This window comes from Billgrantia ethanolica, assembly GCF_021404305.1.
Lineage (GTDB): Bacteria > Pseudomonadota > Gammaproteobacteria > Pseudomonadales > Halomonadaceae > Halomonas > Halomonas ethanolica.
Map to the genome: position 1 here is coordinate 552,500 of NZ_JABFTX010000001.1, position 22,045 is coordinate 574,544.

The window sequence follows — 22,045 nt, forward strand, 5'->3', positions numbered from 1 at the left end:
TCTTCGCCCGCAGGGAAGACCCCATGACCGCCTGGAGCAAGCTGCTGATCGCCACGACGCGGCTGATCGACCTGCACGACAGCGCCCACGAGCCCGGCTCTCCCTTCGTTCAGGTGAGCCAGGAGCAGCGTCGCGGCCTGCGCGACGGCTACTGGCTCGACCTCGGCTGCCTGCTGCTCGACTACCTGCTCGACGAGGACTTCGCCACCAACAGCGCCTTCGTCTCGCAGAGCCGCTGCCTCAATCACCTGCGCGAGGTGTACCCGGGGCTGCCCCACGACGACCTGAGCTTCGTCATCAATCTGCTCTCCACCCCTAGCGAGATCCACTTTCGTCAGCCATCGTCATCGCCGACGACGGGCGACGACCCGACGGCAGAGGAGCGCAGCCGGCGCAGCACCAAGCGCACCGCGCTGATCGAGAAGCAGGGCCAGACCGGCCAGGTGCGCCTCACCCCGAGCGGCCGCCAGGCGGTGACCCTGGCCAGCCAGGTCGAGGACCTGCTCTACTCCGAGTACGACGCCGCCAAGGTGCTGGCGGCGCTGGCGCGGGGCGATTTCGCCCGTATTCCCGACATCACCAACCAGATCCTGCTGGCCATCCGCGCGCTGACCCAGGAGCTGCGTCGGGTGCGCGAGAACCCCACTCGCGAGGGCAAGCTGTCCGCGCTGCTCGACAACGAGCGCCACTACCACAACGCCCTGACCAACATTCAGCAGACCCTGCTCGACGCCCGCGCCCAGCTCGCCACGCCGCGCCTGATGGAGCGCTTCGAGAGCTGGCGCGAGGCGCAGTCCGACGACTGGGACCTGCGCGTGCTCTCCGGCGCCATCGGCCGCGTGCTCACCGCCATCGAGAACCTCTCGCGGCGGCTCTCGGAGCTCTTGGCCGATATCGCCGAGGGACGCATCCAGGCCATGGGTGTGATCGACTTCCAGGACATGGCGCGCCAGCTGCTCGAGGCGCCGCCCGCGCCCGCGCTGCGCGATGCGGTGGTGGCGCGCATGATGCCACTGCACGTGCAGGCCACCTTCCCGCGTTTGGCGCCGCTGGTGCCGCTGCTCGAGAGTCGTCGCGCCGAGGTCAGCCCGGTGGCGCTGGTGTTCGACGAGGCGCGCGACGCCGCCCCCGAGGACCCGCTGCTGGCACGCTTCCTCGAAGCGCGCGGGCCGGCGCTGCGCCAGCGCCTCAGACGCGCACCGCTGTCGCTGCCCGAGGCGCTGACCGAGGGCTGGCACCGCTTCGAGGAGGGCGACTGCCTGGCCCAACTGCTCAACACCTTCGTCGATACCGAACTGCTGGCCCCGGGGCTGACGGTGGGTATCGACGCGACGCCGTTCGAGCTCGAGCTCGACGACGGCCGCCGCATCGAGGGGGCCGTGACCCCCTCTCTCGGCTTCTTCTCTCAACAGGCGCCCGCCGCCGCGCCGAACTCCTTGCAGGCGCCCGGGACCGCGCCGCATTCCCTGCAGGCGCCCGCTGCCGCGCCTAACGACATATCGCGCATCGATCAGGACGAGCCAGTATGAACATGACCGAGATGGGCGAAGTGGTCGCCTACCTGCTGCGCTACCGCAGCGCCGAACGCACCCCGGGCGGCGGGCGCAAGCGCCGCGCCGCCCGCGAGGGCCAGCTCTCCGAGCGCGACGTCTGCGCGCTGATCGACGACGCCAGCGAGGCCGAGCGCGAGGCGCTGCGCGACTTCCTGGCCGGGCAGGGGCTGAGGCTCAAGGCCTTCGAATCCGGTGACTACCCTGGCATCGCGCCCGGCTCGCGCTACTACGCGCTGCTGCCCGACCCGGAGCTGGAGCAGCCGCCGCTCTACACCCGCGAGCCGGTGTTCGAGGCGCTCAAGCTGCGCCAGGAGAGCCGCGCCGAGCTGGCCCAGTGGTACCTGCAGCTGTGGCTGCTGATGCACACGCTGCTCTACACCCGCTACAACCGCGCGCTATCCGACGTCAGCCGCTACCAGGAGGCCACCTTTGCCGGAGCCGAGCTGGTCGAGCTGATGCGCGACCAGTTGGAGACGCTGCGTAGCCTGGGCGAGGAGGCGCCGGAGAGCAGCCGCGTGCTGCTGGAGGAGCGCGGCGAGGACATCAGCCGTCGGGTGCGTGCCTTCATCGACCTGCAGGTGCGCGCCGGGCTGCTCGAAGGCCTGCGCGACGCCGAAGCGAGTGCCGGCGCCGAGGAGAGCGTCGGCGAGGTGTGGCAGCAGACCCTGCTTGGGGCGCTGGAGAGCGAGCAGATCGGCATCCACCAGCTCGGCCACCTGCAGGCGCTGGCTCAGGGCCGTGCCCAGGGCCGCTATCGGGATGAAGAAGACGCGTACGAGGCCGACATCGACGAGCACGAGGAGACCCAGGCATGAGCGTGATCAACCGCATCGAGGTCGCCAACCTGCTCAACAAGCACGGCGACGTGGCCTCGCCCTGGGACGCCAAGATGCGCCACCTGCTGCTCGACCTGCGTGGCCAGTCGAGCGCCATCAGCATGGAGAACGGCTTCGGCAAGACCACGCTCTCCGAGGCGCTGATCGGCCTGCTGTCGCGGGATCGCACGTTGCTCTCGCGCACCCGCCGCAAGTGCTCGCCCTCGGCGGTGGGCGGCACGGCGCGCAGCTGGAGCCACCTGCGGGTGGAGTTCCGCTCGCGCAGCGGGCTGGAGCGCCAGGACGACATGCTCGCTGCGGCGGGTGAGGAGGTAGCCGGCGAGACCTTCGTGTTCGGCTTCTACGGCTACAGCGACGGCAGCGGACTCTCGTTCTACCACTATGCCGGGCGTCTCGAAGACGTGCCGGTGCACCACCAGACCCTCGACGGCAAGCTGGCGCTCTTCGCCAACCGCGACGTCAAGGCGGCCATGGCCGAGCGTAACGTGCGCCTGACCCACAACCGCGAGGAGTGGCTCGAGGCGGTGGGCGCCCACGTCTCCCGTCGCGAACTGGCCCAGCTCGCCGCCTTCCAGAAGGAGGGCGGCGCCGACAAGAGCCAGATCTTCAACGCCATCAAGCCCCGCGCCGGCGAGAAGGCCGACCAGGCGTTCTTCTTCGAGGTGCTGGCCCCCGAGATCCTTTCCGGCGCCACCCGTGGCGAGACCGACGAGAGCGAGGAGCTGATCGAGGAGGTGATCCTCAACTCCGGCACCAACATCACCGAGCTGCGTCATCGCCTGGAGGAAGCCGAGAGTGACCAGCGCCGTGCCAGCGACAAGGTGGTGCGCCTGGCCGAGCTGCGCGAGCAGGGCGAGTCGCTGCGCGACGCCCGCACTCGCCTGATGGAGCTGGATCAGGGCCTGGCCGCCAGCGAAGCCTTGCTGGGAGGCCAGGCGCTGCTGGGCCTGCCCGGGCTGCCCCGGGCCGCTGCCGAGAATGACACCGAAGAGAGCGGGGTCGCTGCGCTGGATGGCTTCGCCTGGATCGCCGGCGATACCTCGCGCCCGCGGGTCTCCACCGCGCTGCTGGCGACGCTCTCCGACCTTTCCGAGCGGGCCGTGCGCCAGGCGCTCTCCGAGCGCGGCGCCCGGGTCGACGTGCACCGCCGGCTGATTCACCTGCCCCAGGCCGAGTGGCCGCTCAACCGCGACGTCGGCCACGTCAGCTTCAAGGCTGCCCGCGAGTGGCTGGCCGAAAGCCACGCCCTGGCCGACGATACGGCCCGCGACCGCGCCCTGAGCGCGCTGGACGAGGGCGCCGACGCCTTCGAGGCCGCCGACGGCAACCGCTTCCGCGAGGAGGTGATCGGCGACGGGGTCTATCTCGAAGAGCTGACCCGCGAACTCGCCGAGCTGGACGAGCGCCGCGACGACCTGGAGCACGAGCGCGAGCGGCTGGAGTCCCAGCAGCGCGACTTCGTCGACAACCAGAGCTTCTACACCCAGGCGCTGGCCGAGGGGCTGTTCAGCGAGGCCGAGCTGGAAACCCCCGAAGCCAGCGCCGAGGCGGCCAAGGCCGAGGCCGCCGACGCTCGCCGTGCTCTCAACGCGCACCTGGGCCGCGTCGGCGAGCTCAAACAGATCGCCGCCTGGCACGACGCCTACCGCCGCGAGTGCCCGGGTACCGCACCGGCCGAGCGGCTCGAGGAGAAGCTGGAGCGCGAGGCCGAGCTGGCCGAGTCCCTCGATGAGCTGATCCGGCGCCGCGACGAGGCGCTCGGCGCCTTCGAGACCGCTCGCGGCGAGCGTGAGCGGCTCAACGGCGAGCGGGAGCGACTGACCGGCGAGCAGGGCCTGCTGGCCCGCGGCCAGGCGCCCTGGCGCGCCTTCGTCGAGGGCTGGCCGGGTGAAGAGGTGAGCGGCTTCTGGACGCGGCGCAAGACCGCGCTGGCCGAGCTGGAATCGAACTGTCGCGAGGCCGAGCAGCGCCGTCAGGAGGCCGAGCGTACCCTGGCGCGGCTGGCACCGCTGGCCGAGGCCGCCCGTCGTTACGCTGAGCTGCACGGCGATGACGAGCCGGTGCACCTGCGCTCACGCCTGCGCGAGCGGGAACGCGAGCTGGGCGACGAGCGCAAGCGGCTGCTCGACGAAGAGAACCACCTGCGCACGCTGCACCGGGCGCGGCTCGACTTCGCCGAGCGCAGCGAGCTGACCCCGGAGAAGTGGCTGGCCGACGCCCGGCGTCGCTATCCGCGGCTGCTGCGCGAAGCGGAGACGCTGGAAGCCGACATCGCCGCCCGCGAGCGCTACCTGGAGAGCCTCTCCGGCGATCCGCTGGAGCGGCGCGTGGTGGAGGCCGAGGCCCACCGCCAACTCGACGAAGCCGGCATCGCCTGGCAGCCGCTGCATGCGGTGCTCAACGTCGACACCCACACTCCCGAACAGCGCCGCGAGTGGCTGGTGCAGGCCGCCGGGGTGCTGTTCGCCCCGGTGGTGGCCGGGCGCGAGGCGGCCGAGGCTGCCGCCGCCACGCTGATCGAGGCGGGCCTGGCGGTGCCGGTATTCGAGGCCGAGACGCTGACCGGCCTGCTGGCCCGGGGCGAGCCGCCCCTGGGCGCGGTGGCCGGTGTCGAGACCCTGGCAGTGAAGGCCGCGCTGGACCCGAGCTATCTGGAAGCGCTGCGTGAGGCCACCGAGAAGCGGCTGGCCGCCGACCGTGAGCGGCAAAAGGCGCTGGCCGTGGAATGCGAGCGGCTCGATCCCCATGGCGAAACCTTCGCCCTGGCGCTGCGCGCCCGCGAGGCCGACGAGGCTCAGGTCGAGATAGCCCTGGAGGCCCTGGCCGAGCGGCAGGCGGAGTTGGCCGAGCGCGAAGCGGCGCTGGCCCCGCGGCTGACCGATGTCGCGCTCGCCTGTATCGACGACTACCAGCGCTACCTGCAGGAGGGGGGTGAGTTCGCCCAGCAGGAGGCCGCCGAGGCGCAGCTCGAAGCCGAGACGGCGCTGGCCGAACTCGCACCGCGGCGCGAAGCGGCGGCCCGCGAGCTGGAGGCCCATGGCCAGACCTGGCTCGCCGCCGAACAGTTCAGCGACGCCGGCGGCGTCGAGCGGCTGCAGGCGCTGGAGGCGCGCCTCGCCGAACTCGAACGCCACCTGAATGAGGCGAGCGTGCGACTGGCCGCCGCCGAGGAGCAGCGCGAGACGCTCAAGCGCCAGGTGGAAGAGACCGAGGCCCAACTGCGTGGCATCTTCAGCGACGGCGAGCGCGACCGTCTGCGTGCCCTGGCGCGCTTCGAAGCGGAAGGCGGCGTCGACTTCATGGTCACTGCCGCCGAAGTGCAGGAGGAGCTGGAAGCCGCTCAGGCCCGGGCGACCCGCCGTGCCGACTTCGACTTCACACGCATTCGCGCCTACCTGGAAGTACGCGACGCCGCCGGCGGCAGCCAGAAGCTCGAGCGCGAGATCGCCCGGGTGCGGCGCGAGCTGGGCGAACTGCGCGAGACGCGCAAGGCCCGTGGGGAAGAGCGCGACGCCCTGGAGGCGCGCCTGGCCGAGCAGCGCCGGGCGCTGGCCTGCATCGATCAGCTGGCGGTGGAGTGGCTGCGGGTGCTGCGCGACCTGCCCGAGGGCTGGTCGCGGCGTCTGGCGGCGCTGGTCGATCTCGCCGAAGCCAGCCGCTGGCCCGGGGAGGCGGACGACCACGCGGCGCGCAACGTCGCCCTCGAGGCGTGGCACGACATGGTCGCAAGCGAAAGGCAGGGCGAGCTCGACATCGAAGCGCTGGAGGCCTGTCAGCAGACTCTGGTCGATGCCCTGGGTGAACTCAACCTGGGCGAGCAGGCGCGCAACCGCGAGCGCCAGGCGCGCCAGGTCGAGGGCGGCGAGCGCAAGCTGGCCGAGGCCCTGGCCGAAGCGGCCCACAGCCGCATGTTCAGCGACACCGAGCGCGCCCGCCTGGCCGGGCTGACGCACGCCAGCGCCGAGGCGCTGGACGATCTCTCGCGCCTGCACGATCAGTTGGCCGGCCAGCTCGACGACCACAAGGTGCGGGTCGAACGGCTGCACGCCTCTCGTGAGCAGATCGAAGGCACCCTGGTGGAGCGCCTCAGCTCGATCATCTCGGACGCCGCCGGCAACCTCGACATCCTCAAGCGCGTGGCCAAGAGCAGCGGCGAGGGCGGCGCCTTCTTCGAGGTCAAGGCCGCGCTGATCGGCCCCGACCAGCTACGCGACCTGATCGCCACGCTGCTGGCCGACATCGACGAGCACCAGGCCGCCATGCGTCGCCGCGCCGAACGCGACGGTGGCATGGTCGACGGCGAGGCGCGTCGCCGCGACGACGACCTGCTGCGCCAGATTCGCCGGCGCATCTATCGCGGCCTGTTCCACGACGTGGCGATCCGTCTCAAGCACGACGCCATCCGCCCCCACGGACGGCTGTTCTCGCTCAACGAGGAGATGTCGGAGGGCCAGCGCGAGGCGGTGTCGCTGATGTGGCTGGTCAAGCTCTCCGAGTTCGCCATCGAGCGCGAGCTGCGCGAACTGCCGGGGCATCACCGTCGCCGCGCCCGCACCAGCCGCGAGAGCGTGATCCTGCTCGACGGCCTGTTCTCCAAGCTCTCGCACCGCCGCCTGATCCAGGACTCGCTGGAGTCGCTGCGCAATACCCGCGGGCGCTTCCAGATGATCGGCCTGATCCACAACCCCAACTACGAGAACGACCCCGACATCTTCCCCACCTACCTGGTGGGCAGCGTGATCGGTGGCGCTCAGGGGCAGGGCGGCCACGTGATGGTGCGCGACGGCCGCATCGCCGCGCCGGAATCGCTGGGCCGCAGCGTCGGCGAGGCCAGCCTGTTCGGTATCCACGTCAGCGAGCCGGAGCCAACCTGAGCCGATTCAACGTCCGAAATACAACGGATAGGAGAGAGCCATGCACGTCATCATCGATCTCTGCGTCGTCCCGCTGGGGGTGGGCGTGTCGGTCTCACCGCAGATCGCTGCCTGTCAGCGGGTGATCGAGGCCTCGGGCCTCGAGCACCACATGCATGCCTACGGCACCAACATCGAAGGGCCGTGGGACGAGGTGATGGCGGTGGTCAAGCGCTGCCACGAGGTGGTGCACGAGATGGGCGCGCCGCGCATCACCACCACCATCAAGCTGGGCACCCGCACCGACCGCGAGCAGTCCATGGCCGACAAGGTGTCGAGCGTAGAAAACAAGCTACGTGGTTCCTGATTCGCTCATGCCGTGGATAGCGGCGTGAGCCAGGCATCGCCCAGGCGCAGCAGGTGGTCGGTGAGGGCGTCGAGCACCTTGCCGCCCTGGCGCCAGTGGTGCCAGTAGAGCGGTACGTCGATGACATGGCCCGGCGAGAGATCGACCAGCCTTCCTTCGGCCAGGTGCGGGCCGGCGTCGATCTCCTGCAAGCGGCCTTCGCTCAGTTCGCGTTCGGCTTGGCGCTCCGGCACCATGCCGTAGCCAAGACCGGCCAGGGCCAGGCCGACGAAACCCTCCGAAGAGGGGCAGAGGTGATGGGGGAAGGGCGGCTCCACGCCGTGCTGGGCCAGATAGCGGTGCTGCAGGCGGTCGTCGGGGCCGAACACGATGGCCGGCGCCCGGCGCAGCGCCTCCGGGGTGACGCCATCGGCGAAATGACGCGCCACGAAGGCGGGGCTGGCCAGGGCGCGATAGCGCATGCTGCCCAGCGGATAACTGCGCGCGCCTTGCACCGGCGTGGGCGAGTCGCAGATGCAGCCGGCCACGTCACCGTCGCGCATGCGCTTGAGCGCCACCTCCTGATCTTCCACCACCAGATCGAACAGCACGGGGTGTTCCTCGCAGAAGCGTCCGATGGCCTCCGGCCACCAGGTGGCCAGGCTGTCGGCGTTGATCGCCAGGCGCAGGCGCTGCTCGCCGCTGCCGAGCGCCGGCACCTCACCGAGCAGGTCGCCTTCCAGCAGGCGCACCTGCTGGGCATGGTTGAGCAGTTTCCGCCCCAGCGGGGTGGGAGCGAGGCGTGGGCTGCGCACCAGCACCGGCTGGCCCAGGCGTGCCTCGAGCAGCTTGATACGCTGCGACACCGCCGATTGCGTGAGCCCCAGGTATCGCGCGCCGCGTTCGAAACCGCCTTGATCGATCACCGCCATCAGTGCTTCGAGCAGTTTGTAGTCCAGCATCAGTAATGTTAATCCCCAAGTTCGTTTATTTATTTCTCTTATCATCGTGGCGAGCTTAGCCTTGGCGGCATCGACTTGCCAGGGAGAAAGAACGATGTGGTTGTCATGGCTCAACGGGTTGCTGATCTGCGCCGGACTGATCGTCGCCATCGGTGCCCAGAATGCCTTCGTGCTGCAGCAGAGCCTGCGCCGGCAGCATGCCTGGCTGGTGGCCGGGGTCTGTGCACTGTGCGACTGGCTGCTGGTCGGTGTCGGCGTGCTGGGCCTGGGCATATTGATCGCCCAGCAGGAAACGCTGATGGAAGTGGCCCGTTGGGCCGGTGCCGCCTTCCTGGCCTGGCAGGCATCGCTGGCGTTTCGTCGGGTCTTCATCGGTCAGGCACTGGTAGCGGGTGGCGGCGGCATCCAGTCGTGGCAGGCCGCTCTGGCGGCAACGCTGGCGGTGACCCTGCTCAATCCGCAGGTCTATCTCGAGACCGTGGTACTGCTCGGTGCCATCGGCGCGGTGCAGCCGAGCCCGCTGGGCTTCTTCATCGGTGCGGCGATGGCCTCGTTCGGCTGGTTCTTCGGCCTGGCCGCGGCGGCGGGCTGGCTGGCGCCACGGCTGGCCAGCCCCAGAGTGTGGCGTGCCATCGACCTGGTGATCGGGCTCATTCTGGCCTGGGTGGCGTGGAGGTTGGCGAGTGGCTCCATGATGCCTTAGTGGCTCCGGTGTAAAGATGGCTTTACGCCCTGTCACGATATCGCACCGCCCGAAGTGCGCTGTCGTCGCACCTGGATCGGCTGTAAGGATTCTTTTACATGGCGCTGGCGAGTTATCCCCAGCGGGCGCTGCCAAAGGTGCTTGCGGGGCGTTTCTCGGGGAGAGGGCGCGCACTAGTCTGGAGTCACCCGTTGGCACCTCGAGGGGTGCCGAACCCGACGCAGACACTGCGCTTGCACAATAACGTCCACCCCCTGGAGGAAACAATGAACGCACCCGCCAAGACCGTTTCACCGATCTCACAAGACAATCCGATCGGTACCAACGGCTTCGAGTTCGTCGAGTACAGCGCACCCAGCGCCGAAGGCATCGAGGAACTGCGCGCGCTGTTCAACCGCATGGGCTTCACCGAGACGCGCAAGCACCGCTCCAAGCAGGTGTTCCTGTTCCAGCAGGAGAACGTCAACTTCGTGCTCAACGCCGAACCGGACAGCCACGCGGCCGAGTTTGCCAAGGTGCACGGCCCCTGTGCCTGCGCCATGGCGTGGAAGGTGGCCGACGCCAAGCAGGCCTTCGAGTATGCCCTGGCCCACGGCGCCGAGGCGGTGGAGAATCCGGTCGGTCCCGGCGAGGTGGGCATTCCCGCGGTACGCGGCATCGGTGGCTCGCTGCTCTACTTCGTCGACAACAAGGTCGACAGCGAAGGCCGTACCATCTACGACATCGACTTCGAGCCGATTCCCGGCCGTTCGCCCAACGACAACAGCGTGGGTCTGAAGGTGCTCGATCACCTGACCCACAACGTCGACCGCGGCCAGATGGACAAGTGGGCCGATTTCTACACCGAGATCGCCAACTTCCGCGAGAACCGCTACTTCGACATCAAGGGCAAGAAGACCGGCCTGCACTCCCGCGCCATGACCGCCCCCTGCGGCAAGATGCACATCCCGATCAACGAGTCCGCCGACGATAGCTCGCAGATCGCCGAGTTCCTGCGTGAGTACAACGGTGAGGGTATCCAGCATCTGGCCATGGCCACCGACGACATCTACGCCACCGTGCGGGGCCTGCGCGCCAACGGCGTGACCTTCCTCACCACCCCGGACACCTACTACGAGAAGGTCGACACTCGCGTGCCCAACCACGAGGAGAACGTCGAGGATCTGCGCGAGCTGAGCCTGCTGATCGACGGCGGTCCGGACGAGGGCGTACTGCTGCAGATCTTCACCGAGACCGTGATCGGTCCGATCTTCTTCGAGATCATTCAGCGCAAGGGCAACGACGGTTTCGGCGAGGGCAACTTCAAGGCCCTGTTCGAATCCATCGAAGAGGATCAGATCCGGCGTGGCGTGCTCAAGGCCGACTGATCCAAGTCACGGCTCCCGTTCCATCGGACGGGAGCCGTTTTTTTGTCTGTCCTCAGGCAGATGTCATGAAATTACAATGCTAGACAATAAATGACGTTGCAAACCTGACAATATGGCGGGCATATTGCTGCGTCCGCGCGATAACAACTCCCCCTGGTGACACGATGACGACTACCCAACAACCTCGCGCTCAGTGGCTGGGCCGCTGGGGCTTCGTGCTGGCGGCGACCGGTTCTGCCGTCGGCCTGGGCAACATCTGGAAGTTTCCCTATATCACCGGCGAGCACGGCGGCGGCGCCTTCGTGCTGGTCTATCTGGCCTGCATCCTGGCGGTGGGTGTGCCGGTGATGATGACCGAGATCGCCTTTGGCCGGCGCGGCCGCGGCAGTCCCATCGATGCGGTACGCCGCGTGGTGACGGAATCGGGGCGGTCGCCGCTGTGGTCGCTGCTGGGCTGGATGGCGATGCTGGCCGGCTTCATGATCCTCTCCTTCTACGTGGTGGTGGCCGGCTGGTCGTTCTCCTATCTGTGGAAGATGTTGACCGGTCAGCTCGCCGGCAGCGGCGTGGACGACATGGTGGCGATCTTCGTCGCCAACAACGAGAACCCCTTCAACCTGGGCTTCTGGAGCACCCTGGTGACTCTGCTGACCATGCTGATCGTGGGCAAGGGGGTGCAAGCGGGCATCGAGCGCAGCGTCAGTTGGATGATGCCCGGCATGGTCATCATGCTGCTCATACTGATCGGCTATGGCGTGTTCTCCGGCGGCTTCGGCGAGGCGTGGCGTTTCCTGTTCTCGTTTAATGCCGGCAGCCTGACCAGCGATGGCATGCTGGCCGCCCTGGGTCATGCCTTCTTTACCCTGTCGCTGGCCTCGGGGGCCATCCTCACTTACGGCAGCTACCTGCCGTCGCGCACGTCCATTGCGCGCACCACTTTCAGCGTGGCGATTGCCGATACCCTGGTGGCGCTGATGGCGGGGCTGGCGATCTTCCCCATCATATTCGCCAACGGCATGAACCCCGGCGAGGGGCCGGGCCTGATATTCATGAGCCTGCCGTTGGCGTTCCAGGCCATGCCGCTGGGCACGCTGTTCGGCATCCTGTTCTTCGTCATGCTCTCCATGGCGGCGCTGACCTCGTCGATCTCCATGGTCGAGGCCACCGTCTCCTGGCTGGTGGACAACAAGGGCATCAGCCGACGTACGGCGGCCTGGGGCACCGGGCTCGTGCTGTGGCTGGTGAGCACCCTGGCGATGCTGTCGTTCAATCTGGGGGCGGACTGGACCCTGGCTGGCCGCCACTTCTTCGACTGGCTGGATTACCTCACCTCGCGCTGGATGATGCCGCTGGGCGGCCTGGGCATGGCGCTGCTGGCCGGCTTCGTGCTGAAGAGCGAGAGCTTCCGCGAGGAGCTGGGCCTCTCGGCCCACTGGCACGCGCTGTGGCTGTTCATGGTGCGCTACGTCAGCCCGCTGGGCATTCTGGTGATCTTCGTCGATGCGTTGGGTATCGCGCGTCTGGAGTTAGGCATGCACTGGCCCTGGCTGCTGGGCGTGCTGGCGCTGATCACCCTGCTCGGCGAGCTGGTGAGCCCGCGGCTGAGGCGTACTCTTGCCGGCTGAGTGCTTGCCTGTCGTCGAGCTTGGCGCTAATGTCGGGCCGGTTCGTTGGGAACGTCCTTCGAGGTGAAGAGAGATGATCAGAGTCGCGCTCGTGTTGTTCATGGCCGTGCTGATCGCCGGCTGCGCCGGACGCGGCGGCGGACAGGGCGAGCGCGTCTCGGCATCGTCCGGCTGGAACGGTGAGCAGGGCCAGGCTTCGTTCTATGCCGACCGCTATCACGGCCGCCAGACCGCCAGCGGCGAGCGCCACGACCGCAACGCGCTGACGGCGGCCCATCGCAGCCTGCCGTTCGGCACCCATGTGCGCGTCACGCGGCTGGACAACGGTCGTGAGACGGTGGTGCGCATCAACGACCGCGGCCCCTTCGTGCGCGGCAGGGTCATCGACGTCTCGCGCCGCGCGGCGGAGGAGCTGGACATGATCGGGCCCGGTGTGGTGAACGTGCGCCTGACGCCGGAGTGAGCGAGCCCGGCCGGCGGATGCCTCGGCCGTCCAGCCATGCGACAATGACGCTTTCGTTCACGTCGGGCTTCGCTCATGTCATCCCCGCGCAGTGAATCCATTGCCGAGCTTCAGAGTCTGCGCCGCGGACGTGCGCGGCGCAGCTGGCTGACGCGCAGTTTCCGCCTGCAGGTGATGTTGCTGGTAGGTGTGCTGCTGGCTGCCATGTTGCTGGCTCAAGGCGCCTATCTCAATCATCGCAAGGGCGAGATCATCAGCCACCAGATGGGCGAGCGCGCGCTGGCCGTGGCGCTCAGCGTGGCCAGCATCCCCGAGCTGATCGCCGCCTTCGACGACCCCGATCCGAGCGCCACCATCCAGCCCATCGCCGAACGCATCCGTCGCGAGACCGGGGCCCGCTACGTGGTGGTGGGCAATACCGAGAGCCTGCGCTATTCCCACCCCCTGCCGGAGCGCCTGGGCGAGTCCATGGTCGGCGGCGACAACGACCGCGCGCTGCTGCACGGCGAGTCCTACGTCTCCGAGGCGGTCGGTTCACTGGGCAAGGCGATGCGCGGCAAGACCCCGGTATTCGATGCCGAGGGCAACATCATCGGTATCGTCTCTGTGGGCTTCATGCTCGACCGCGTGGCCATGGACGTGGTCGAGCACACCAGTCTGGGCTGGTGGCTGGTGGCGCTGATGATCGTGCTCGGCTTCGCCGGTGCCTATCTGCTCTCACGCCATCTGAAGAAGGTGATCCTCGGCCTGGAGCCCTACGAGATCGCGCGGCTGGCGATGGAGAAGGAGGCGATCCTGCAGTCGATTCACGAAGGGATCCTGGCGGTGAACCGCGAAGGGCAGATCACCCTGGTGAACCAGCAGGGCCGACGCTTCCTCGGCCTCCCACCCGAAGAAGAGGTGCTGGGGCGGCCGATCCAGGAGCTGGTGCCCAACTCGCGTCTCTCAGAGGTACTGGAACGGGGCGAGCGGCAGTTCGATCAGGAGATGTGGCTGGGCGATCATCCCGTGGTGGTCAACCGGGTGCCGATCGTCGACGCCGGCGAAGTGGAGGGGGCGGTGGCGACGTTCCGCAGCCGTCGCGAGATCGTCGAGCTCTCCGATGCGTTGAGCGCTGCCAGCCGCGACGTGGATATGCTGCGTGCCCAGGCTCACGAGTATTCCAACAAGCTTTACACTATCTCGGGCATGCTCCAGCTCGACAGGGTCGAAGACGCTCTGGCGCTGATCCATCAGGAGAGCGAGCGCCAGCAGGCCCAGATGACCTTCCTGATGAAGCATGTGGCCGACCCGGTGGTCAGCGGCACGCTGCTGGGCAAGCTGACCCGGGCACGGGAGCTCGACGTGCATCTCGAGATCGATGAGCAGAGCTCGCTCTCCACTCCGTTGACCCTTACCGGTCAGGAGGTCGTCATGACGGTGATCGGCAACCTGATCGACAACGCGTTCCATGAGGTGCGTAAAGGTGGTGCAAAGGGCCAGGTGCGACTGTTCTTTACCGATCTTGGTGAGCAGATGCTGATCGAAGTAGAGGACAACGGCCCCGGCGTGCCACCCGAACACGTCGAGGCGATCTTCAAGGAAGGCTTTTCCACCAAACCCGGCAAGCACCGCGGTATCGGTCTGGCGTTGGTCAGTCGCTTGTGTCGCGAACATGGTGGAGCGATCACGCTGGAGGAGAGCGAGCTTGGCGGTGCCTGTTTCACGGTGGTGCTCTCTCGCTCCTTGTGCCGCACCTTGCAGCCGGTGCAAGCCGACCACCCATTATCATAATGCCAACATCCGTGGGGGGAGATAATGTCCGAGGCAGGCTCGACGCCTGAAGAATACGGCATACTGATCATCGAAGACGATTTCCGGATCGCCGAGATACATCGCGCCTTCATCGAGCAGAGCCAGGGCTTCCGAGTCGTGGGGATGGCTCGCAGCGGTACCGAAGCGCGTGAACTGATGGCGCAACATGCAGCAGAGGTCCATCTGGTACTGCTGGATGCCTACCTGCCCGACGTCGAGGGGCTGGAGCTGCTGTGGGCGCTGCGCCGGGATCACGTACACGTGGATATCGTCATGATCACCGCGGCGCGGGAGGTCGATACCATTTCCGAGGCGCTGCGCGGGGGGATCTTCGATTATCTTATCAAGCCGGTCGAGGCGGCGCGCATGGCACAGATGCTGGCTAGCTTTCGTCGCGAACGCGAAGCCTTGGCGGCGCGTCACGAACTCAGTCAGGAAGAGCTCGATCGGGTGCTGGCCAGGCTACGCCCGGAAGGGGCGCCGAGCAGTGCCGCGCGTAGCCTGCCCAAGGGCATCGATCGTCTGACGCTGCGTGCCGTGGTGGCGGCGCTGGACAGCGCCGGCAAGCCTCTGGCGGCCATGGACGTGGCGCGTGCGATGGGAGCGAGTCGCTCCACGGCACGGCGTTATCTGGAGTTTCTGGTGTCGGTACAGGTGGTTGGTGCCGAACTGGGCTACGGTGATGTAGGGAGACCTGAAAGACGCTACCGCCTCGTAGGTGATGCGGCGGCCTGGTGCGAAGAGGGCTGAGGGTGGCAGAGCGCTCCGTGAGCAAAATGAACAAAATGCTCACAACGAACAATTTATCGTTTATGCCCATAAACTTGCCGCTTCGTATCTGGTTCTTCTAACGTTCAACCTGTACGTGGGCATCAGACCCGCTGTCACAACAAGATCCTATCCAGGAGAACGCCATGACTGCCAAGCAACACCTCACCCGTTTCAGTGCCATCGTGCTGCCGCTCGCTGCGGTGGTGGGCATGAGCAGTGCGGCTCAGGCCGACGAGTGGACCCCGACCCGCAACATCGAATTCATCGCTCCGGCTAACCCCGGCGGCGGTTGGGATACCCTGGTGCGCACCACCTCCCGTGTCATCCAGGAAGAGGGTCTGGCCGAGCGCAGCTTCGGCGCCATCAACGTCCCTGGCGGCGGCGGTGCGGTGGCCTGGGCTCAGATCGCCCGTGACAGCGGCAATCCCCACAAGCTGTTCGCCACCAGCCCGCCTCTCATTCTGGTGCCGCTGGCCGGCGCATCTCGCTACGACCACACCGATTTCACGCCCATTGCCAGGCTGATCACCGATTACTCCATCGTGCTGGTGCGCAACGACTCTCCCTATGAGGATCTGCCGTCGCTGATCGAAGCCATGGAGCAGAATCCTCAGCTCAGCGTCGGTGGTGGTAGCGCCCCGGGCTCCATGGATCACATCTCCATGGCCGGTCTGGCAGCGGCGGCGGGTCTGAATGCTTCCGACGTCAACTACATCCCGTTCTCCGGTGGTGGCGAAGCCATGACCAGCCTGATGGGCGGTCACGTCGAAGCGGTGATCACCGGCGCCGGTGAAGCCTCTGGTCAGCTCGGCGAAAACAGCCAGATCCGCGCGCTGGGCGTATCCTCCCCCGAGCGTCTGGGTGGTGCTCTGGCAGAAGTGCCGACCTACCAGGAGCAGGATATCGATTACACCTTCGATATCTGGCGCGGCGTGATGGGCACCCCGGACATGCCGGCCGAGGCGGTGGCCTACTACGAGGATCTGTTCTCTCAGATGCTCGAGACCGACGGCTGGCAGCAGGCTCGCGACCAGCTGGGCTGGATCGATGCCTACCAGGACAGCGAAGAGTTCGGCGCTTTCCTCGATGAGCAGAAAGAGCAGTTCAGCACCATTCTGGGTGACCTCGGCCTGCTGGGCGAATAACCCTCCACGCTTCGCGATTTTTGCTTCCCGGGTCCGGGCCTCGCCTAGCGAGGTCCGGGCATTCTCGAACGCCAAGAACTTGGGCGCTGCTCACGCGGTGGTAGCCCGGGACCGACTCCCATGACACGACTCAACTCCAACCAGGTCATCGCTCTCTTGCTGGCGCTGCTGGCGGTAGGCTATCTGGCCATGGCCTGGCAGATTCCCTCCTTTCCGTTGCCGCGCCCGATCGATTCCGACCTCTTTCCCAAGGTGCTTGGCTTCACGTTGCTGGGGCTTTCGGTGCTGCTGTTCCTGGAGAAGCCCAAGGCCCAGGACGTACCGGAAGCGCTCGACCCCGAAGAGCAGCAGCAGCCCTTGCTGCTACGACCGTGGTCCCGCGTGGTGGTAACGGCTATTTCCCTGGCGGTTTATGCCGTCTTGCTGGTACCGGTAGGTTTCGTGTTGACCTCCGTCGGCCTGGTTTTCGGGCTGGCTGCCTACTACGGCTATCGTCGCCATTGGATCAACCTGGCCACGGCGGTGGGCGTGGTGCTGGCCTTATACTTGACCATGACAAGGGTCATGGGCGTTTACCTACCCACCGGCGTGCTGCCGATCTGACTGGCCGGAGAGCGAGCTCATGGAAGCCTTGAACAATCTGATGTACGGCTTCAGCATCGCGCTGGAGCCGATCAACCTTTTCTACGTTTTCGCCGGTGTCTTTGCCGGCACCGTGATCGGCATGCTGCCGGGACTGGGGCCGATCAGTGCCCTGGCGCTGATGATTCCGCTGACCTTCGGCATGGAGCCGTCGTCGGGGCTTATTCTAATGGCGGGCGTTTATTACGGTGCCATCTTCGGCGGCTCGACCTCGTCGATACTACTCAACGCGCCGGGGGTAGCAGGGACGGTGGCGACCTCCTTCGACGGCTACCCCATGGCCAAGCAGGGCATGGCGGGCAAGGCGCTGGCCATTGCCGCCTACGCGTCGTTCATTGGCGGCACCGTTTCGATCATTTTTCTGATGATGGTGGCGCCGCTGCTCGGGCGGGTGGCAGTGAGCTTCGGTCCGGCAGAATATTTCTCGCTGATGGTGCTGGGTCTGACGGCTGTGGTGTCACTGTCGGACAAGTCGCTGGTGAAGGGCCTGATTGCCGCCGTGGTGGGGGTGATGATCTCGATCATGGGCATCGACCTGCAGACCGGCACGGAGCGCTTTACCTTCGGTACCGTTCACCTGCTCGACGGCATCGAGTTCCTTGTCGTGGCGCTGGGTATCTTCGCTCTGGCCGAGGTGTTCTACATGCTGCTCAAGGGTGGCGGCGGCAAGGAGCAGCCACGCAATGCCATCGGCTCGCTCAAGCTGTCGAAGTCGGAAGTGAAGGATATCGCGGCACCGATCGGCCGCAGCTCGATCCTGGGTTTCTTTACCGGCGTGCTGCCGGGGGCCGGCGCCACCATCGGCTCATTCCTGGGCTATAGCATGGAGAAGCGTCTGGCCAAGGATGGAGATACCTTCGGCAAGGGCAACATCAAGGGCGTGGCGGCGCCGGAGTCGGCCAACAACGCGGCTTGTACCGGCTCCTTCGTGCCGCTGCTGACCCTCGGCGTGCCCGGCTCCGGCTCCACCGCGGTACTGCTCGGTGCGCTGCTGGTCATGGGGGTATCGCCGGGGCCGGCCATGCTGGTGGATCGCCCCGACGTTTTTTGGGGCGTAGTGGCGAGCATGTACCTGGGCAACATCTTCCTGCTGGTGCTCAACCTGCCGCTGATTCCGCTGATTGCCAAGATTCTCGATATGCCACGGCCGCTGCTGCTGTCGTTGATCCTGATCTTTTGCATGATCGGCGTGTACGGCATGAGTTTCAGCGTCTTCGACTTGCTACTGCTGCTGGGCTTCGGCCTGCTGGGGCTGGGGATGCGGCTGTTCGGTTTCCCGGCGGCACCCCTCATTCTGGCGCTGATTCTCGGCGCTATCATGGAGGAGTCGATGCGTCGTGCGCTGCAGATCTCGGGTGGCGACTGGTCGATCTTCATCGACAAGCCGATCTCCATGTGGTTGCTGATCATTGCGGCGCTGTCGTTGATGCTGCCGCTGGTCAAGCAGGCCATCAAGCTGGCCAAGGCACGCAGCTGAACCTTTCGGTACACGTGAATACGCAGGGGCGTCGAGGAATCGGCGCCCCTGCTGCGTTTAGAGAAGCCGTGCACTGGCATGGTGCTTCGTGGTGGTGCAGTCGCTCCGCCCCGGCGCGCTCATGGCGCCTAAAGCTGCACGCCTGCGGTGCGTCGGTCATGAATTCTTGTCCCGTAGCTTTGTGCAACTGAGTGTTACGCAAAGAATTTTTAGAGCTTGTCGCATGATGGCGCACGCTTTGCAACGACAGGATGCCTAGTGCTGTGTGGCCAATGTCGGCTGCACATGACCCTCACAACGAGTCCCTCACCCAGAGGGCGCAAGGAGGTTCACTTGAACGCTTCCCGTCGCATCATGCCTTTTCCGCTTCGTACCCTGTCATCTCCGCTTCGCTGTGGGGCCGCCGCGCTGATCTCGGCGGTTGCCCTCGGTGCTGCCAGCCAGGCGCTTGCCCAGGAAGATCCCATCAAGGTGGGCATCCTGCACTCGCTTTCCGGCACCATGGCCATCAGCGAATCGACCCTGAAAGACACCGTTGAGATGCTGATCGCGCAGCAGAACGAGCAGGGCGGTCTGCTGGGACGTCAGCTCGAAGCGGTGGTGGTCGATCCGGCTTCGAACTGGCCGCTGTTCGCCGAGCGGGCGCGTGAGCTGCTCGAACAGCACCAGGTGGACGTGGTATTCGGCAACTGGACCTCGGTATCGCGCAAGGCAGTGCTGCCGGTGTTCGAGGAGCTCAACGGTCTGCTGTTCTACCCCGTGCAGTACGAGGGCGAGGAGTCGTCCGAGAATGTCTTCTACACCGGGGCTGCCCCCAACCAGCAGGCGATCCCCGCCGTGGACTACCTGATCAACGAAATGGGCATCGAGCGCTTCGCGCTGCTCGGTACCGACTACGTCTATCCGCGTACCACCAACCGCATCCTCGAGGCTTACCTCAAGGAAGAGCACGGTGTGGCGGACGACGACATCATGATCAACTACACCCCCTTCGGCCACAGCGACTGGCAGAACATCGTTGCCGAGGTGCGCCGCTTCGGCAGCGAAGGCAAGCCTACTGCGGTGGTCTCGACCATCAACGGCGACGCCAACGTGCCGTTCTACCGTGAACTGGGCAACCAGGGCGTGGACGCTGGCGATATTCCGGTCATCGCCTTCTCGGTGGGCGAGCAGGAGCTGACCGGTGTCGATACCGCCCCGCTGGTCGGTCATCTGGCCGCCTGGAACTACTTCATGAGCGTGGACACCGATGCCAACTACGACTTCATCGACGCCTGGATCGAGTGGACTGGCGACGAAGAGGCGGTGACCAACGATCCGATGGAGGCCCATTACATCGGCTTCAACATGTGGGCCGAGGCGGTACGCAAGGCAGGCACCACCGATCCCGATGCCATCAAGGACGCCATCATCGGCGTGGTGGTACCCAATCTTTCCGGCAGCTATGCGGCGATGATGCCCAACCACCACATCACCAAGCCGGTGCTGATCGGTGAGATCCAGGACAACGGCCAGTTCGACATCGTATGGCAGACGCCCTCCACGGTTGCCGGCGATGCCTGGTCCGATTACCTGCCGGGTTCCCGCGATCTGATGGCCGACTGGCAGGCGCCGATGCGCTGCGGCAACTTCAATGTCGCCACCGGTCGCTGCGGTGGCAGTACCGCTGCCGAAGAGGCCGAAGCGGCACTCGCCGAGTAAGCAGTACCCCGCCCCCCGCTGCCCAAGTGCAGCGGGGGAGCACGCCTTCTCTATTGTTTCCGAGGAACGCTCCGATGAGATACCCCCCCATGCTTGGGCCAGCGACGGCCGGGGCGAGGGCCGGCACCGATGCCGCCGAGGATGAACGTACCTCCCACAGCCGGGGCTCGTGGCTGCTGGCTCTCGCTCTGAGCCTTGCACTGGTGCTCGGCCTCTCCATCACGACCCCCGCTGCGGCGCAAGATTCCACGCCTGACGACGATGCCGCCGCCATGACGCTGCTCGAGGCGCTGGATGTCGATTCGTTTCCCACCAAGGGCGAGGCCATCGATGCCATCGTGCACAGCGACGATTCCCGCGCCCGCGACTGGCTGCAGGCGCTGCTCGACGGCCGCCTGCAGCGCGCCGGAGACGGCCGCTTCGTGGTGGTGCTCGACAATACCGGACGTGACTGGCCGGTACAGGATGCGCTGAGCGGTGAGCCGCTGGGCCAGATGTCTCGCCGCGAGCTGGACCGCATCGGCATCAACAACGCGCTGCGTAACCAGCTGCGCAGCGCCATTGCCGTGGTCGATCTCTATGCTGCCGACGTCGGGCTGCGCCGTGCTTCCGCCGAGCGTCTGCTGGGAGAAGTCGATAGCGATCTGGCTGGGCCGCTGGCCGAGGTGATCGAAGAAGAGCCGGACGCCAGGGTGCGCGAACGGCTGGTCCAGGCCCTGGCCATCTACCGCCTGGAACAGGGTGAGCTTCAAGCGATCGACGATCTGCGCGGTAGCCTGCACCCCCGGGTACGCGTGGCCCTTGCCCGTGCGGCGTCGGGCACGGTAGAGAGCCGTGCCGCCAACGGCGACGATCCGATCGTGGCCGACGCCGCCCGTGAGGCATTGAACAGCATCGAACAGATGCTGAAGCTCAACCGCGCCGCCGAGACGCTCTACTTCGGTCTTTCGCTCGGCTCGGTGCTGGTGCTCGCCGCCATTGGCTTGGCCATCACCTTTGGGGTGATGGGGGTGATCAACATGGCTCACGGCGAGCTGATCATGCTGGGCGCCTATACCACCTGGGCCATGCAGCAACTGCTGCCCGGTCAGCCGGGGTTGGCCTTGATCCTGGCGATCCCGGCCGGCTTCCTGGTGGCAGCTCTGGCGGGTATCGCCATCGAGCGTGGCGTCATTCAGTTCTTGAAAGGGCGGCCGCTGGAAACGCTGCTGGCCACCTTCGGCATCAGCCTGATCCTGCAGCAGCTGGTGCGTACCGGCATTTCGCCGCTCAACCGCACCGTGATCACGCCAGAGTGGATGAGCGGCTCCATTGCCGTCAACGATGCGCTCTCCCTCACCCTCAATCGAATGTACGTGCTCGGCTTTGCTCTGGTGGTGTTCGCTGTACTGATGCTGATCATGCGCCGCACCCGGCTAGGGCTCGAGGTGCGGGCGGTGACCCAGAACCGCGCCATGGCGCGCTCCATGGGCATTCGCGCCACCCGAGTCGACATCATGACCTTCGCCCTGGGCTCCGGAGTGGCGGGGCTGGCCGGCGTGGCCCTCAGCCAGCTCACCAACGTGGGGCCCAACCTGGGCCAGAACTACATCATCGACTCCTTCATGGTGGTGGTGTTCGGCGGTGTGGGCAACCTGTGGGGCACCCTGGTGGCAGGCCTCTCGCTGGGTGTGATCAATCAGGTGCTGGAGCCCTGGGCCGGTGCCGTGATGGCCAAGATCATCGTGCTGGTATTCATCATCCTGTTCATTCAAAAACGCCCCCGCGGACTCTTTCCGCAGAAGGGCCGGGCGGCGGAGGGCTGATC

Annotated in this window: 16 protein-coding genes; 15 read left to right on the plus strand and 1 reads right to left on the minus strand. The window is 66.5% G+C overall.

Annotation, left to right across the window (positions count from 1 at the left end; genetic code table 11):
• Positions 1 to 23: 23 nt before the first annotated feature.
• From HOP53_RS02565 to HOP53_RS02580, 4 genes are read left to right on the plus strand one after another with little or no spacing between them, the layout of a single operon-like run.
• Positions 24 to 1,529, plus strand: a complete 1,506-nt coding sequence (locus HOP53_RS02565; RefSeq protein WP_234268549.1) for a hypothetical protein — start codon at positions 24 to 26, stop codon at positions 1,527 to 1,529.
• Positions 1,526 to 2,368, plus strand: a complete 843-nt coding sequence (locus tag HOP53_RS02570; protein WP_234268550.1) for a hypothetical protein — start codon at positions 1,526 to 1,528, stop codon at positions 2,366 to 2,368. Before HOP53_RS02565 ends, HOP53_RS02570 begins: the two co-directional genes overlap by 4 nt.
• The gene (locus HOP53_RS02575; protein WP_234268551.1) at positions 2,365 to 7,263 is read left to right on the plus strand and encodes a coiled-coil domain-containing protein; all 4,899 of its coding nucleotides are present in this window, start codon (positions 2,365 to 2,367) and stop codon (positions 7,261 to 7,263) included. Before HOP53_RS02570 ends, HOP53_RS02575 begins: the two co-directional genes overlap by 4 nt.
• A gap of 40 nt (positions 7,264 to 7,303) precedes the next feature.
• Positions 7,304 to 7,609: an MTH1187 family thiamine-binding protein gene (locus tag HOP53_RS02580; protein ID WP_086511966.1), complete on the plus strand. Its 306-nt coding sequence runs from the start codon at positions 7,304 to 7,306 to the stop codon at positions 7,607 to 7,609.
• Positions 7,610 to 7,614: 5 nt separating this feature from the next.
• Here HOP53_RS02580 and HOP53_RS02585 read toward each other — a convergent pair whose 3' ends face one another.
• On the minus strand, positions 7,615 to 8,550 hold the full coding sequence (locus HOP53_RS02585; protein ID WP_234268552.1) for a LysR family transcriptional regulator ArgP: 936 nt from the start codon (positions 8,548 to 8,550) through the stop codon (positions 7,615 to 7,617).
• 94 nt (positions 8,551 to 8,644) lie between these two features.
• Here HOP53_RS02585 and HOP53_RS02590 point away from each other — a divergent pair, with 94 nt between their 5' ends.
• From HOP53_RS02590 to urtB, 11 genes are all read left to right on the plus strand, one after another.
• Positions 8,645 to 9,253: a LysE/ArgO family amino acid transporter gene (locus HOP53_RS02590; RefSeq protein ID WP_010628260.1), complete on the plus strand. Its 609-nt coding sequence runs from the start codon at positions 8,645 to 8,647 to the stop codon at positions 9,251 to 9,253.
• A 266-nt stretch (positions 9,254 to 9,519) separates the two neighbouring features.
• Entirely contained in the window at positions 9,520 to 10,620 is a 1,101-nt protein-coding gene (hppD, locus tag HOP53_RS02595) for a 4-hydroxyphenylpyruvate dioxygenase (protein ID WP_103969584.1), read from the plus strand.
• 164 nt (positions 10,621 to 10,784) lie between these two features.
• Complete coding sequence (locus HOP53_RS02600) at positions 10,785 to 12,245, plus strand: sodium-dependent transporter (RefSeq protein WP_234268553.1); 1,461 nt, start codon at positions 10,785 to 10,787, stop codon at positions 12,243 to 12,245.
• 73 nt (positions 12,246 to 12,318) lie between these two features.
• Complete coding sequence (locus HOP53_RS02605; protein WP_234268554.1) at positions 12,319 to 12,708, plus strand: septal ring lytic transglycosylase RlpA family protein; 390 nt, start codon at positions 12,319 to 12,321, stop codon at positions 12,706 to 12,708.
• A gap of 75 nt (positions 12,709 to 12,783) precedes the next feature.
• Complete coding sequence (locus HOP53_RS02610; RefSeq protein ID WP_234268555.1) at positions 12,784 to 14,481, plus strand: ATP-binding protein; 1,698 nt, start codon at positions 12,784 to 12,786, stop codon at positions 14,479 to 14,481.
• Positions 14,482 to 14,505: 24 nt separating this feature from the next.
• Complete coding sequence (locus HOP53_RS02615) at positions 14,506 to 15,252, plus strand: response regulator (protein WP_234268556.1); 747 nt, start codon at positions 14,506 to 14,508, stop codon at positions 15,250 to 15,252.
• Positions 15,253 to 15,416: 164 nt separating this feature from the next.
• Positions 15,417 to 16,418: a Bug family tripartite tricarboxylate transporter substrate binding protein gene (locus tag HOP53_RS02620; protein ID WP_234268557.1), complete on the plus strand. Its 1,002-nt coding sequence runs from the start codon at positions 15,417 to 15,419 to the stop codon at positions 16,416 to 16,418.
• Between the two features lie 120 nt (positions 16,419 to 16,538).
• The gene (locus tag HOP53_RS02625) at positions 16,539 to 17,021 is read left to right on the plus strand and encodes a tripartite tricarboxylate transporter TctB family protein (protein ID WP_234268558.1); all 483 of its coding nucleotides are present in this window, start codon (positions 16,539 to 16,541) and stop codon (positions 17,019 to 17,021) included.
• A gap of 19 nt (positions 17,022 to 17,040) precedes the next feature.
• Entirely contained in the window at positions 17,041 to 18,537 is a 1,497-nt protein-coding gene (locus HOP53_RS02630; protein ID WP_234268559.1) for a tripartite tricarboxylate transporter permease, read from the plus strand.
• A gap of 354 nt (positions 18,538 to 18,891) precedes the next feature.
• Positions 18,892 to 20,238: an urea ABC transporter substrate-binding protein gene (gene urtA / locus HOP53_RS02635; protein ID WP_234269678.1), complete on the plus strand. Its 1,347-nt coding sequence runs from the start codon at positions 18,892 to 18,894 to the stop codon at positions 20,236 to 20,238.
• Positions 20,239 to 20,312: 74 nt separating this feature from the next.
• On the plus strand, positions 20,313 to 22,043 hold the full coding sequence (urtB, locus tag HOP53_RS02640; RefSeq protein ID WP_234268560.1) for an urea ABC transporter permease subunit UrtB: 1,731 nt from the start codon (positions 20,313 to 20,315) through the stop codon (positions 22,041 to 22,043).
• The last annotated feature ends 2 nt before the right edge of the window (positions 22,044 to 22,045 follow it).

Coding starts and splice junctions, on each gene's coding strand:
- HOP53_RS02605 (WP_234268554.1), top strand. CDS start 12,319: ATGATCAGAGTCGCGCTCGTGTTGTTCATGGCCGTGCTGATCGCCGGC.
- HOP53_RS02585 (WP_234268552.1), bottom strand. CDS start 8,550: ATGCTGGACTACAAACTGCTCGAAGCACTGATGGCGGTGATCGATCAA.
- HOP53_RS02570 (WP_234268550.1), top strand. CDS start 1,526: ATGAACATGACCGAGATGGGCGAAGTGGTCGCCTACCTGCTGCGCTAC.
- urtB (WP_234268560.1), top strand. CDS start 20,313: ATGAGATACCCCCCCATGCTTGGGCCAGCGACGGCCGGGGCGAGGGCC.
- HOP53_RS02575 (WP_234268551.1), top strand. CDS start 2,365: ATGAGCGTGATCAACCGCATCGAGGTCGCCAACCTGCTCAACAAGCAC.
- HOP53_RS02600 (WP_234268553.1), top strand. CDS start 10,785: ATGACGACTACCCAACAACCTCGCGCTCAGTGGCTGGGCCGCTGGGGC.
- urtA (WP_234269678.1), top strand. CDS start 18,892: ATGCCTTTTCCGCTTCGTACCCTGTCATCTCCGCTTCGCTGTGGGGCC.
- HOP53_RS02615 (WP_234268556.1), top strand. CDS start 14,506: ATGTCCGAGGCAGGCTCGACGCCTGAAGAATACGGCATACTGATCATC.
- HOP53_RS02565 (WP_234268549.1), top strand. CDS start 24: ATGACCGCCTGGAGCAAGCTGCTGATCGCCACGACGCGGCTGATCGAC.
- HOP53_RS02590 (WP_010628260.1), top strand. CDS start 8,645: ATGTGGTTGTCATGGCTCAACGGGTTGCTGATCTGCGCCGGACTGATC.
- HOP53_RS02610 (WP_234268555.1), top strand. CDS start 12,784: ATGTCATCCCCGCGCAGTGAATCCATTGCCGAGCTTCAGAGTCTGCGC.
- HOP53_RS02580 (WP_086511966.1), top strand. CDS start 7,304: ATGCACGTCATCATCGATCTCTGCGTCGTCCCGCTGGGGGTGGGCGTG.
- HOP53_RS02625 (WP_234268558.1), top strand. CDS start 16,539: ATGACACGACTCAACTCCAACCAGGTCATCGCTCTCTTGCTGGCGCTG.
- HOP53_RS02630 (WP_234268559.1), top strand. CDS start 17,041: ATGGAAGCCTTGAACAATCTGATGTACGGCTTCAGCATCGCGCTGGAG.
- HOP53_RS02620 (WP_234268557.1), top strand. CDS start 15,417: ATGACTGCCAAGCAACACCTCACCCGTTTCAGTGCCATCGTGCTGCCG.
- hppD (WP_103969584.1), top strand. CDS start 9,520: ATGAACGCACCCGCCAAGACCGTTTCACCGATCTCACAAGACAATCCG.